Source organism: Paenibacillus sp. FSL K6-1558 (assembly GCF_038002565.1).
Taxonomy (GTDB): Bacteria; Bacillota; Bacilli; order Paenibacillales; family Paenibacillaceae; genus Paenibacillus; species Paenibacillus polysaccharolyticus.
In genome coordinates this window covers 2,779,655-2,792,918 of the sequence record NZ_JBBOCV010000001.1, presented here as the reverse complement: position 1 = coordinate 2,792,918, position 13,264 = coordinate 2,779,655, and the positions used below count along the sequence as shown (strand labels likewise).

At 45.4% G+C, this 13,264-nt stretch carries 10 protein-coding genes and 1 riboswitch; of the genes, 7 read left to right on the top strand and 3 right to left on the bottom strand.

Going from position 1 to position 13,264, the window contains the following annotated elements; genetic code table 11:
• Positions 1–69 precede the first annotated feature (69 nt).
• Entirely contained in the window at positions 70–1,116 is a 1,047-nt protein-coding gene (locus MHI38_RS12170) for a helix-turn-helix transcriptional regulator (RefSeq protein WP_341181282.1), read from the bottom strand.
• 96 nt (positions 1,117–1,212) lie between these two features.
• Here MHI38_RS12170 and MHI38_RS12165 point away from each other — a divergent pair, with 96 nt between their 5' ends.
• The 7 genes from MHI38_RS12165 (at position 1,213) to mmuM (ending at position 9,920) form a co-directional block, all read left to right on the top strand.
• Entirely contained in the window at positions 1,213–1,656 is a 444-nt protein-coding gene (locus MHI38_RS12165) for a VOC family protein (protein ID WP_221786777.1), read from the top strand.
• 301 nt (positions 1,657–1,957) lie between these two features.
• Positions 1,958–2,878, top strand: coding sequence for a methyl-accepting chemotaxis protein (locus MHI38_RS12160; protein ID WP_221786779.1), 921 nt, complete (start codon positions 1,958–1,960; stop codon positions 2,876–2,878).
• Positions 2,879–3,111: 233 nt separating this feature from the next.
• Entirely contained in the window at positions 3,112–4,824 is a 1,713-nt protein-coding gene (locus MHI38_RS12155) for a spore germination protein (protein ID WP_154891788.1), read from the top strand.
• A 90-nt stretch (positions 4,825–4,914) separates the two neighbouring features.
• A complete protein-coding gene (locus MHI38_RS12150) occupies positions 4,915–6,015 on the top strand; it encodes a GerAB/ArcD/ProY family transporter (protein ID WP_154891789.1) in 1,101 nt (366 codons plus the stop codon).
• Positions 6,012–7,217: a Ger(x)C family spore germination protein gene (locus MHI38_RS12145; protein WP_154891790.1), complete on the top strand. Its 1,206-nt coding sequence runs from the start codon at positions 6,012–6,014 to the stop codon at positions 7,215–7,217. The genes MHI38_RS12150 and MHI38_RS12145 overlap by 4 nt, the downstream gene beginning before the upstream one ends.
• Before the next feature lie 137 nt (positions 7,218–7,354).
• A riboswitch (SAM riboswitch) is annotated at positions 7,355–7,456 on the top strand.
• Positions 7,457–7,548: 92 nt separating this feature from the next.
• Positions 7,549–8,943: an S-methylmethionine permease gene (gene mmuP / locus MHI38_RS12140; RefSeq protein ID WP_154891817.1), complete on the top strand. Its 1,395-nt coding sequence runs from the start codon at positions 7,549–7,551 to the stop codon at positions 8,941–8,943.
• Positions 8,940–9,920 carry a homocysteine S-methyltransferase gene (gene mmuM, locus MHI38_RS12135; RefSeq protein ID WP_341181281.1) on the top strand — a complete coding sequence of 327 codons (981 nt, stop codon included), beginning with the start codon at positions 8,940–8,942 and terminating at the stop codon, positions 9,918–9,920. Before mmuP ends, mmuM begins: the two co-directional genes overlap by 4 nt.
• Before the next feature lie 134 nt (positions 9,921–10,054).
• Here the strand turns inward: mmuM and MHI38_RS12130 are convergent, their stop codons facing one another.
• Both MHI38_RS12130 and MHI38_RS12125 read right to left on the bottom strand, forming a co-directional pair.
• A complete protein-coding gene (locus MHI38_RS12130) occupies positions 10,055–12,460 on the bottom strand; it encodes an ABC transporter permease (RefSeq protein ID WP_341181280.1) in 2,406 nt (801 codons plus the stop codon).
• Positions 12,461–12,463: 3 nt separating this feature from the next.
• Positions 12,464–13,222, bottom strand: a complete 759-nt coding sequence (locus tag MHI38_RS12125) for an ABC transporter ATP-binding protein (protein ID WP_186809840.1) — start codon at positions 13,220–13,222, stop codon at positions 12,464–12,466.
• Positions 13,223–13,264: the final 42 nt, after the last annotated feature.

Sequence of the window (13,264 nt, the reverse complement as noted above, 5' to 3'; positions counted from 1 at the left end):
TTATACCCGGCTTGGGTGTATGCCGTATTTTTTCTCGGTATGCACTCTACCGGGTATTTTTTATTAGCATCAAATACACTCCAACAAATTTAAATAGTATTGTCTCAACGATTCCTTCAACATCTCAGGCTCAACAATCTTAATGGAAGTACCGTACCCTGCAAGGTAGCTCACAATGAACTCCAGTTCATGAGGTTCATAGGTTCCGACGAGCAGATAGAATCCGTCTTGTTCTTCAAGGCGCATGGAGGGATAGTGGTTTTGCTGAAATTGCTCCATGCCCGCCTCACTGATCCTGCATTGAAACGAAATAGCTTGTTCGGAAGGTTTCCATAGGGATTGGAGATGTTCACTTTGTATTTCAGCAAGGTGTGAGACAGGTTCGATATGCGTTAATACAGCCGAAATGATTCGATCACAGCGAAATACACGGTACGCTTTTTTCTTCAGATCGTATGACTGGCAATACCAGTACCCTTTAATGGAATATAGCGCAATGGGCTGTATAATACGGGTGCTGGTTTTTGTTTTGGAAACTGCTTCTGACTGATCATGGTAATCTTCCAGATTCTCTTTCGTAGGCTCTTTGTTCTCAATAGAAACTGTGACTTTACTCTGCTCCGCCGCACTCCTGTTTTTGTCATGATACGTAATTTGAATAACGATCTGCTGTACTGCGGCATTTAATAGAAGCTCCCGATGATCACTGTCTTTGATCTGTTCGTTATGTTTAAAAGCAACACGCTGTTGAATGTTATGAATGTTTTCTTGCTGTCTGTCTGATAATGCTGCCATAAATTTCTTATGAACAGATTCAAATGTGGTTCGAAAAGGCAAACTGGTGAAGCTGCGAAGAGCCTGCATAGCGAAATACAAGGCATAGAGCTCATCTGTATTAAAAGAGATCGGAGGCAGTTGCATCTGCTGAAGTAGACGGTAACCGCCATAACGTCCGTACTCCACATAGATGGGCGCACCCATCTCTTCCAGAGACGCAATATCTCGTAATGCGGTTCGTTTGGATATTTGAAACTCTTGCATTAAGTCAGGCAGCGTGAAGTGCTGTTTATGATTAATAAAGCGAAGCATATGGTGTAGACGTTCAGTCTTTTTCATTTGTTCGCATCTCCTCTTCTCAATGGTGCCATCTATTGGCACCTTTAGTCGTTATAGTAATAAGTGTAAGACAGACAAATGAAGGAGGCAAGCCACATGAATGTTGAAGTTATCCCCTTTCTCTCGATGAACGGAGAGGCGGCAGAAGCAGTTACATTTTACGAAAAAACATTGGGTGCAAAAGTGTTATTCCGAAAAAGCTACAAAGAAATGAAGCAGATGAGTCCCGATTTCACGTATCCTGACGGTCAGGATGAGTACATCACCCATTCGGTGCTGGAGATCGGAGCGAACAAAATCATGATTGCGGAGGAAGCGATGGATACGGAGAGACCTTGGGAACTGGGAAACAGTACATCGCTGTGCATTCAATCTCAGGATCAAGGCCAAATGGATGGACTATACGAGGCGTTGACGCAACATGAAGGGGTGAAGGTGCTTGTGCCTTATGCAAGGAATGAATTTAGTCCCGGCTACGGGATTGTCCGTGATCCGTTTGGTGTTGTCATTCAGTTATGTGTAACGGTACATGATTTCTAAGTTTTTAGGTCAACTTATATAGAATAAAGTTTCCAGAAAAAAGCAAGTTATGATTATCCATAACTTGCTTTTTATGTTGCTTTATGTTCCCACAGATCGTGAATTATGACCCAGAGTATGAAGGTTGTATGTACACAAAAAAATATTTTTTGGGATTCGTGCAAATTAGTGATCCAAAAGTCCCGAATTCGGGTATCATTACTAGGAGTCAACGCATCGCATGAATACATCTGTCATGAACGGCATGAAGTAATTAAATGCAACACTTTATTGACTATGGGACGGATTGTGGGGGATTTGGATGTCTTTATTGGAGACGGGGCGGCAAGATCAGGTGACGGACGATTTAGTGGTCAAGGCGATGGAGAAAAGTTTGGCGATTATTCGCTTCGACTTAAACCGTAGGGTTACATACGTGAATGATGTATTTGCTTCAAGAATGGGGTATACCAAGGAAGAGATGTATGGAATGCAACATCGGCAACTATGCTTTGCAACATTTACAGATAGTCCGGCATATGAGGAGTTCTGGAGAAGTATTTTGGCCGGGAACAGCTTTCAGGACAAGATTGAGCGTATGGATGCCAAAGGCCAATCGGTATGGCTCGAAGCTACATACATGCCCGTGTTTGATGCGTCGAATCAGAAGGTGCTTGGCGTTTGCAAGATGGCTACGGATATTACGAATCGCCAAAATAACATTACAGCCGTTGTTCAGGAATTGAAGACGCTATCTCAAGAGCTGAATGAGCAGGCAGGGGCAGGGATTGGCCGAAGCCATGAATTAATGTCCAGCGTTTCTTACATCTCGGAAGTATCTGCAGCTAACCAATCTACGCTAACCCATCTGCAAGAACAGGCTGGCTCCATTCAAGGCGTGGTGCGAACGATTCGGGAAATCTCTTCTCAGACACAATTACTCGCGCTCAATGCAGCGATTGAGGCTGCACATGCAGGAGAGTTCGGCCGAGGATTCGATATTGTGGCGAAAGAAGTGCGCAAGCTGTCAGCCATGGTGGAGAATTCAATTAATGAGATTCGAGACAGTGTAACAGGCATCACCAAAGAGATTACCAATATTACCAATGGTACGAAAAAGGTAGAGGACTACGTGCAACAGAGTCACGAAAGAATTGAGATTGCGTTAAATGATTTCAAAACGATCGCGGCCGCGGCCACTTTACTGGATGATAAGGCACAGCATGTGACTCGAATTGTGTAAGCGAAAAATAAATACGGTATGAATTCCAGAACGATTCTGTGCTCATGGCAGGGTCGTTTTTTTGCTGTGTGGATCATATTCCTCGGAAATCAAAAGTGGTCGTTAACCATCAGGCAAGAAAGTGTTCTATTGCATATCCTGCCAAAATCACGGAATTTTTATGGGTAAACAGGACACAATAAGCCGGGAATACCTGTGGTTTGATTTTACAGAGAAGGGAGGATGGATGGAGGATGTGGTCAACGATCTTATCTTATGTACCGAAATGGACCATCTGGGCACAGGCACTCATGGTGTTTATTGTACCGATTATGATATATTTCACGACCAACTGGTTCCATACGGCAATCAAGCGGGGCAGCTTCTCTCGCAAAAATAAAATGACTCTTTCGCCGAAAGATATTTCACCAGCGGAAGCGGGCATCGGGCCAGGCACAGAAACGGGGCACTATGCCAACATTAAGTTAACCGGAATATACATGACAGATCTGATAACGGTTCGAGAGACGTTTGGCAAAAATGCAGATGTACATATTCGAGAGTTCACCATTCGAGGAACGAACACGAGAGCGGCGATCATGTATACCGAAGGACTTACGGATACAGATCTGATCGACCAATATTTAATTGAACCTTTGATGATTAAGGGAATACCTGAACTCAAACAGGAAAGCTTCCTTCATCCTGAACAAGCAGACTTCCTGTCCACGTATCTGAAAACTCAGATTCTTCCCGTCAGCGAGGTTCAGGAGACAGAGTCTCTACAGAAGCTTGCAAAAAGTGTATTAACGGGCAAAAATGCCTTGCTAGTAGATGGCATGCCGGGAGCCATGTTGATCGGAACGTCCAGATTAAAGACGCGCGGGGTGGATGAACCTTTATCGGAAGGTCTGCTACGCGGACCCCGTATCGGTTTTACAGAGGAGCTTAGTGATAACACGGGCATTTTACGACGTTATGGAAGCGATCAGAGTTTGTTTATCGAAAAGCTTGAAGTGGGCAGCCGGATCAAAAAAGACTTGGCTATTGCTTATATTCAGGATATTGCCGACCCTAAACTCGTAACCGAGGTTATGAAACGGGTGAAAAGTATTGATATGGACATGATGCTGGAGTCCGGTTATGTAGAACAACTGATTGAAGACGATGTCTTGAGTCCTTTCCAGCAAATTCTGAATACGGAAAGACCTGACCGCGTTATTGGTGCTTTGTTGGAAGGACGAGTCGCTATTTTGCTGGACGGAACTCCGTTTGTTCTGGTCGTGCCGGTTACCTTCAGCATGCTGCTCCAATCTCCAGAAGACTACTATGAACGCTGGATTCCAAGTACGTTCCTTCGAATCCTACGGTTTATGGCGGCTATGTTAGCCTTGCTTGCTCCGGCGCTTTATATCTCTTTCATTTCGTTCCATCCAGGTCTGATTCCAACGAAACTGGTATTAACGATTATTGAAACCCGTTCGGGAGTACCCTTTCCTTCCATTATCGAGGCTTTAATTATGGAGCTGTCCATTGAGATTCTAAGAGAGGCCGGAATTCGTTTGCCCAAACCTATCGGACCTGCAATGGGAATCGTTGGTGGTCTGATCATCGGTCAGGCAGCAGTACAGGCAGGTATTATAAGCCAATTTCTAGTTATTGTTGTAGCGGTCACAGCGATTTCGTCCTTCACCATTCCAGTGTATAGTGCGGGATTAACGCTCCGTTTGCTCCGTTTTGCCGCTATGTTTAGTGCCGCTGTAATGGGATTATATGGCGTGGTTATGTTCTTCTTGCTGATGTGCACACATCTGGCTCGGCTCTCCAGCTTCGGGGTGCCTTATATTGCACCAGCGGTTCCGTACCACTTGAGTGATTGGAAGGATTTTGTCATCCGTGCCCCGCTGAATATGATGAGAAGACGTCCAGACATGATGAATCCGACCGATGAAGATCGCAAGAAATAACGTTGATCGAAGTGAAGTTTCGTACCAAACAGTGCTGTACTGTTCAGTTTAGCCTCGTATAATCCGCAGATGGTCTGGAGGTGCTAAGAAGTGAATGACTCCCAAGTAAAAATAAGCACGACACAAGCCGTGGTCATTATCGTCAATTACATGCTGGGTGCAGGCATATTAACATTGCCTAGGACAACAAGCAAAGCGGTTGGTACACCGGACGTCTGGATTTCGATTATCCTATCCGGGTTGATTATCACGGGTGTAGGAATTATTCTGGTGACTTTGTGTCGACGATTCCCGGAAAAGACCGTTTTCCAATTCACCCGTGAGATTACGGGACGTTGGGTTGCTTACATACTCGGCTGTGCCAACATTCTTTATTTTATGGTGATTGCCGCCTTCGAAATTCGGGTGATGGCTGACGTGACCGGAATGTATTTGCTGGAGCGTACACCTACCTGGGCCATAGTGATGGTGTTTATGTGGATTGGAATCTATCTTATTTCCGGAGGACTTCCAGTTATCGTGCGTGTGTTTGAGGTCATTTTGCCGATTACCTTGGTCATCTTTGTGATGGAAATATTGCTGAGTAACCAACTGTTTGAAATCAGTAATCTGAGACCGGTTCTCGGAGAAGGGATTTTACCTGTGATCAAAGGGTTGAAGCCTTCCTTGTTATCATACACAGGTTATGAAGTAATGCTCGTCATTACAGCTTATATGCAAAATCCCCAAAAAAGCAATAAGGCGATGACTTGGGGGCTGGGCATATCTACGGCGATTTATTTGATCACGGTCGTTATGGTCGTTGGCAGTTTGTCCCTGGATGGAATTAAAACGAGAACTTGGCCAACGCTCGATCTGGTTCGAAGTTTTGAGATTCAGGGTTTGATATTTGAGCGCTTTGAATCGTTATTGCTGGTCATCTGGATTTTGCAGATATTCTCTACATTTGCGATCACTCATTATTGCGCTTCTGTGGGGATTCGTGATCTGTTTAAAGCGAAAAAGATGCGGACCATTATGTACTGCCTTCTACCGTTTATTTATTTGGCAGCCATGATTCCCAAAAATGTATATGAAACATTTGCACTAGGTGACATGTTGGGTAACGTGTCTGTCGTTTTGTTTGCCATTATGCCTCTGATACTGCTGTTGCTGAGCATTATTCGTAAAAAAGGAGGTAAACACGCATGATTCCACTTCGTTTGTGGCTACGTATGATCTGTGCGTTACTGATTCTTAGCCTCATCTCGGGATGCTGGAGCAGCCGGGAAATTGAAGATTTGAGTCTGTATGTGGGTCTCGGCATTGATGTTGGTCAGGAAACGCAATTTGAGAAAAATATATCAGCCCAAGGAGGGCATTATCCCAAAGAAGATAACGTTACGGCAACCGTGCAGATTGCCCCTGGGAAATCGAGCGGCCAGCAGAGCGAGCAGGGGGGGTCACCTTCATCTGGTAAATCCTCTTACTCTAATGAACAGCTAACAGGAGATTCCATGCTCCAGATTTTTCGCCAATTTGCTTTACGCCGAGATCGTCCGCTCATTGGGCATCATCTGAAAGTGATCGTCATTTCCAAAGATATTGCTAAAAAATATGGATTACAACAGTTGCTTGATTTTGTGCTACGGGATAACGATATTCGCCCCAATTGCCTTGTACTAATCAGCCATCACCGTGCGGTGGATGTGCTTACTTCGAGAGACCCTTCCCGGATTCCGGCCTTTTATCTTACGGGAATCACAAATAATTCGTATATATCCAATAAAATAATGGAACCTGTTTCGCTTGCCAAACTGGATGCAGAGATGCAGTCTGGGTCTAGCTTTTTGCTTCAAAACGTGTTGAATGCATATGGCGAGGATAAATTTTCAGGGGGCAGCATCTTTAAAGCTAAAACAACGAAATTTATCGGGGAGCTCAGCCAAACCGACCTGGAAGCATTATCTTGGATTAAGCCTGAGGAAAAGGCGGGCGGGGTCATCAAAACATATAGTAAGGAAGGCTTCACGGTTCTTTATGAGATCAAGAAAAAGACTATAAAAATCATTCCGAAGGTAAGTCACGGCGACATTTCATTTCACGTTAAGGCAGAGTCCGAAGGCTGGTTGATGGAGGATTGGCGTTCCCCTGAAAAAGAAGAGAAGGGAGCCTATCTGAAGGAACTGGAGAAGGATTTTGCTAAAATCGTAGATCAACAGATCGATCAAATGCTCTATAAACTCCAGCATACGTATAAAGCTGACGTTGCCGGTTTTCGGGACAGCATTCGCATCCATTATCCAAAAACGTGGAAAAAGGTAAAAGATAACTGGGATGAAGTGTTTGCGACAGTACCTATTACCTATGAGATTAAAACGAGTATTATAAATCCGGGTTCCTCTACAGAGTAGCTCTATACTCCCGTTCGCAAAAACTTTATGTGTTAATTTCAGCACAAGAATATGGAAAGCTCTGCTTGGGTCGGTTATCGTGTTTATTTAAATGTTGACACATCAGGCAGCAGTCGATATAGTTATACAAAATCATTTTCTTATCCAGAGAGGTGGAGGGACTGGCCCTTAGAAACCTCAGCAACAGATCTGAAGGATACTGTGCTAATTCCAGCGGGTGAAAGCCTGATAGATAGGAGCGTTTGTTTTTATTTGTCAGTTACGGCGCACTCTTCAGGAAAGAGTGGGTCTTTTTTGTTTGTTCTGGATGAAGAAGCAGGGAGCAGGTTATATGGAGAACAGCAACGAAAAGGGTCAATTTCAGCGGAAAATGCAAACGAGGCATGTGGTCATGCTCTCTCTTGGCGGCGTCATCGGAACAGGCCTTTTCCTTAGCTCAGGGTATACCATTCAACAAGCCGGACCACTGGGTACGATTCTTTCTTATCTGATTGGCGCTTTGGTAGTGTACCTGGTGATGCTCTGTCTTGGTGAACTGTCTGTTCATATGCCGGAGACAGGTGCATTTCATAGTTATGCGGCTAAATACATTGGACCAGCGACAGGTTACACGGTGGCCTGGCTGTACTGGCTTACTTGGACTGTAGCACTTGGATCAGAATTTACAGCAGCGGGATTGCTTATGCAACGCTGGTTTCCGTCTGTGAACGTCTGGATTTGGAGCGCACTGTTTGCTCTGATGATCTTCCTGTTTAATGCGTTCACCGTAAAACTGTTTGCCGAATCCGAATTTTGGTTCTCTTTGGTGAAGGTGATGACGATTGTCATTTTTATCATTCTTGGAGGTGCCGCCATGTTTGGTATCATTCCGATGGCAAATGCTGAACCGGCTCCGTTCTTTTCCAACATTACAGCGTCTGGGTGGTTCCCATACGGGGCAACTGCGATCCTGATGACGATGCTGGCGGTCAATTTTGCCTTTTCGGGTACGGAACTGATTGGTATTGCCGCAGGCGAAACGGAAAATCCGGAAAAAACCATTCCGAAGGCCATTCACACCACGCTGTGGCGTTTGATTATTTTCTTTATCGGCACGATCGTTATTCTGTCTGCTTTGTTGCCGATGTCAGATGCGAGCGTGCTGGAGAGTCCGTTCGTTGCTGTCATGGAGCGGATCGGTGTTCCATATGCAGCCGACATCATGAACTTTGTTATTTTAACGGCGATTCTATCCGCAGCGAATTCGGGGTTATATGCTTCATCACGGATGCTCTGGTCATTGGCGGATAAAAAAACCATCTCTCCATGGTTTGCCCGTTTGACCAAACGCGGTGTGCCGTTCAATGCACTTGTGCTTAGTATGGCCGGTGGTGCACTGGCTTTACTGTCCAGCATCATTGCGCCGGGAACTGTCTATATTACGCTTGTTTCAATCTCAGGTCTTGCTGTGGTAGTTGTCTGGATGAGCATCAGCGTGTCTCAATACATGTTCCGTAGACAGTATCTGCGGGAAGGACATGACGTGAAAGACCTGGTTTACCGAACGCCGCTGTATCCATTTGTGCCTATCGTTTCATTTGTATTGTGCCTCGCATCCTGCATAGGTATCGCTTTTGACCCAACACAGCGGATTGCTTTATACTGTGGTATTCCATTCATTATTTTGTGTTATATCATGTATTATTGGACGGATCGTACGAAGAAGAAAAGAGGGCTGACTTCATGACACAACGTGAGCAAACGAATGATATAAATGTGGTTCAACGTATTCTGGACGAGTATCCAATCATGATTCTGGATGGTGCACTGGCAACGGAACTGGAACAGCATGGCTGTGATCTGGATGACCCGCTCTGGTCTGCACGAGTGTTGCTGGAGAACCCGGATGTTATCGTGAACGTGCATGCTGATTATTTCCGAGCAGGGGCAGATTGTGCAATTACCTCCAGTTATCAGGCAACAGTGGAGGGTTTCCGCAAGCGTGGAATCGGAGAAGAGGCTGCCCTGGATCTGATTCGAAAAACAGTGGAACTGGCGGCGAAGGCCAGAGATGATGTATGGGCAGAAGTGCAGGCAAGTGGAGCAGGCGATGCAGGTGAACGTCGTCCGCGACCTGTCGTTGCTGGCTCTGTCGGCCCATACGGTGCCTATCTGGCAGATGGTTCCGAATATGTGGGACATTACGGCGTATCAGATAAGACACTGGCTGCATTTCACCGACCTCGTATGGCTGCGCTGATTGAAGCAGGAGCTGACGTACTAGCATTCGAGACGATTCCTTCGTTGCAGGAAGCTCGTGTTCTTGTAGAATTGCTTAAGGAATTTCCAAATGCTCAAGCGTGGATTTCGTTTTCATTAAAAGATGGGACAAGCATCAGCGAGGGAACATCACTTGAGGTATGCGCACAGACATTTGGCTCTGAACCGCAGATTACGGCAGTCGGCCTGAACTGTGCTCCGATGGAAGTGGTCACGGAAGCCATTGGTATCCTGCGCCAAGCTTGCGATAAACCAATCATCGTGTACCCGAATTCAGGTGAAACCTACGATGCCGAGACCAAAACATGGAGTGGCCAAGGTTCCTGCGGCAGCATGAAGGACGCATCAGAACAATGGGTTGCCGCTGGTGCTCAGATTATTGGCGGATGCTGCCGGACAACACCGCATCAGATCAGCGAGCTGGCAAAGAAGTGGCGTAGTTAGTAGACCGAATTTTTTTTATAGAACAAACCTGAATAAGAACATAAAAATATATATAAACCTAAAAAACTTATATAATCTCCAACAGCCCTTACCTTTTTTTAATAGGTAAGGGCTATTTTCAGGTTCTTTTTAGGTTATTCAATAACTAACATACGTGGTGATGCCTTGCGAATTTCCCGGGATGCCAGCCAGCATCCGATTGCTGCTGCCAATATACTCAAACAGGCGAATAGCAGAATGCCCCATCCATTCAGAACCAAGGGAAGGTGTACGATTCCATATCCTGAGAGGACTTGTTCAAGTAGCCGGGGAAGAAGGTATACACCCGCAATAACACCAAACATCGAACCAATCAGGGATAACGATGCGATACCAAACGTGAGAGATGAACGAATACTACTGGATGTCATACCTATTGATTTGTAGATGCCATACGTCTTGTTTTCTTTGCGAATACTGATCCGGCAGGTACTGAAGATGATCATAAAGGTAACGGTGATGAACAGTAGACCAATCAGAGCCATTGGATATATAAGAATGTTTGCCGCTTCTGCAAAAACGGAATCCAGCAGCGTTTTTTGCGTGACGATGGAAGCAGAGTCTCTGAACCGCTCATTCAGTTGGGCTGCAATTGCCCCTGCTTGTGATGGGTCGGTGACATTAATAAAGGCAACATCTACATCACTGTAACTTGGATTTACGTTCTTAACCGCCTGAACGGTGATTCTCCCGGATACCGACATGTTTGCGATTGCTTGATAGATACCCGAAATGATGAATGTGCGCTTCTCTCCTTCAACGTAAAGATCGATAAGGTCTCCCAAATCCTTGTTTAACATCTTGGCCACACTGACTCCGATTGAAATTTCATTCTCGCGTTCAGGGTTATTTCCTCTTAACGTCTCGAATCCGGAGTCCTTATAGCTCCCGTCCAATACACCCAAATAAAGACTGATCGATGGACGGGTTGTATGGTTTTCCAAAACTTCGGAGGGAATTACGCCGGTAAGGTTTCCCTGCCAGCCCACATTTTTGATGCGGTGATCTTCTTCCAGTACACGTTGAAGTGCTGCTTTTGGAAATGTCGTTTTGTCTACGACCACAGCAGCAATGTTGGCATTGTCATACCCCCATTGGGCTGCCGTCTGATTGATTCCGATGATGCTGGTCAGAACAACATATCCGAAGACAAGAACGGAAGCGGCTACTGATGTCAGAAGGAGCATTAAGACGGAACTTTTGCTATTTTTGATCAAACTACGTAAACCGATGACCCAAGAAACAGGCAGCTTTCCAAATGAAGCGATATGTGCTAGTGGTGAATTCATTCGTTGCACCATGCGTACATTGTCGCTCTCTGACATACCGTAACGAATGGCCTGAACAGGCTCGATCTTACGAGCTTTTTTGGCATATAACACGACAAATGCAATAACCAAGACGAGTAACAGCAGCCCTACAACAATAGCAGCTCCAATGCCCTCAATTGCAAGATCACCCTGGTCAGTCCGCAGGGATGATACGGAGATGTTGATGATGAATTTGGAGACGAATACGCTTAGTACCACCCCAGGAAGAACGGCGATGATGGACAACAGAGCATATTGAATAACGTAGGTAGCAATGGTTGCTCGGGAGGTCAATCCAAGCGACTTAAGGATACCTATCGTTTTGTAGTTGGACAGAATGGCATCGGATATGGTGAAGCCAATCGTAATGAGGGCAATCATCATCATGACGGTCCCTAAGAATATCATAATGAAACCGATGATCTGGTTGATGATTAGATAGAAGGATGAGATACTTTCGAATTCCATTTTGGTTTCCAGAAATGGAGCACCCATCTCGCTTGTATAGCGGTCCCAGTAGCTGGGGCTCGTACTGTAATCATCAAAATGTATGCCCATCATGTGATGTTCTTTGACTGCAAGCGTGCTGAAATCATGTTGATAATCGCCAGGGTTCATCCAGATTCTTGCCGTATTGCTGAACGGTGCTCCGTAAGGAACATCTACAACAACCGCTGATACGGTGAGACTTAGCGTAGAAGGTCCCGTTCTGAATTGAACGACATCACCGACATTAATGTTATAACTGTAGGCCATCGAAGTAGGAATCCATACATTTCCTTGTGCGGGAGACGGGCTTTCTTTACCGGATGCAAATACGAGTTGATCTACATTCCATGGAGGTGGAGGGGTGTTCATCATATACAGATAAATGTTGGGGATATCCACATTATCCAAGGTCATGCCTGACAACGTACGGTAAGTAAGCAAAGGCGAGACCTGAACACCGTTCTGAGCGGCCCACCAGTCATACACCGTTTGGGGATCATTTAGATCTTTTTCGAATGTCAACATCTGATGCGATCCGTTTGTTCGGCTATGCATTTCCTTGAACTGATGACCTGTGTTCGCCAAAATGATAACGGAAGTGCACACGAGAAGGGTGGAAAGTAATATAAGCAGGGTAATAAACAGGTTTTGGATTTTATTTTGAGTGAGATAAGAAAAACTCAGCTTCAGGATGGCAGCCATAAATTACTCCTTCCCCGATACAAAAGCGAAGACAATGGACTCCCGCTCCGGAATTTGATGCTCGTGATATTTGTCGAATTCCAGAATACCGCCGATTTTACCATCCTGGATCAAGATCAGACGATCAGCCCGGCAAGCGGCTTGGATGTCATGGGTTACCATCACGACGGACTGTCCTTCCCGGTTCATATCCGTCAGGATGTCGAGCACCGCTCTTCCATGTTCGAAGTTTAAACTTCCGGTAGGCTCGTCAGCGAACAGGATATCCGGTGAATTGATGAGTGCACGGGCAATCGCAGCCCGTTGTTGCTGACCCCCGGAGGTCTGGGAGGGCAGGCGATTGTGTTGTTCATAGATGTCCATGTCGCGCATAAGTTGTTTCGCCCGCGCTTGAACCTCACTTTTTTTGTTTCTGGCGATGTACCCGGGAAGAGCGATGTTTTCGTGAATAGAAAGGTCGGGAACAAGGTTGATGCTTTGATAGATGTACCCGATTCGACGTGTGCGGAATGCAGACAATTCTCGTTCGCTATAGGTATCAATACGTTGATTTTGAAAATAAACCTCGCCAGCAGTAACCATGTCCAGTCCACTCAGTAAATATAACAGCGTAGATTTGCCTGAACCGGAATTCCCCATGATCACAGTGAAATCCCCTTCATAGATATCGAGATTAACGTTACGAATCGCATGGTACTGTTCACTCCCGGTCTGGTAGGTCTTACACAGATTTTGGGCACGAATGATGGATGTTTTGTTCAAGCAGATTCACTCCCCGTTGCAGTATATCGTTCATCATAAAGG

What these genes read in the sequence shown, in the direction of transcription:
- mmuP (WP_154891817.1), top strand. Translation starts at nt 7,549, where the DNA reads ATGGAGAACAGCAACGAAAAGGGTCAATTTCAGCGGAAAATGCAAACG.
- MHI38_RS12170 (WP_341181282.1), bottom strand. Translation starts at nt 1,116, where the DNA reads ATGAAAAAGACTGAACGTCTACACCATATGCTTCGCTTTATTAATCAT.
- mmuM (WP_341181281.1), top strand. Translation starts at nt 8,940, where the DNA reads ATGACACAACGTGAGCAAACGAATGATATAAATGTGGTTCAACGTATT.
- MHI38_RS12160 (WP_221786779.1), top strand. Translation starts at nt 1,958, where the DNA reads ATGTCTTTATTGGAGACGGGGCGGCAAGATCAGGTGACGGACGATTTA.
- MHI38_RS12155 (WP_154891788.1), top strand. Translation starts at nt 3,112, where the DNA reads ATGTGGTCAACGATCTTATCTTATGTACCGAAATGGACCATCTGGGCA.
- MHI38_RS12130 (WP_341181280.1), bottom strand. Translation starts at nt 12,460, where the DNA reads ATGGCTGCCATCCTGAAGCTGAGTTTTTCTTATCTCACTCAAAATAAA.
- MHI38_RS12145 (WP_154891790.1), top strand. Translation starts at nt 6,012, where the DNA reads ATGATTCCACTTCGTTTGTGGCTACGTATGATCTGTGCGTTACTGATT.
- MHI38_RS12165 (WP_221786777.1), top strand. Translation starts at nt 1,213, where the DNA reads ATGAATGTTGAAGTTATCCCCTTTCTCTCGATGAACGGAGAGGCGGCA.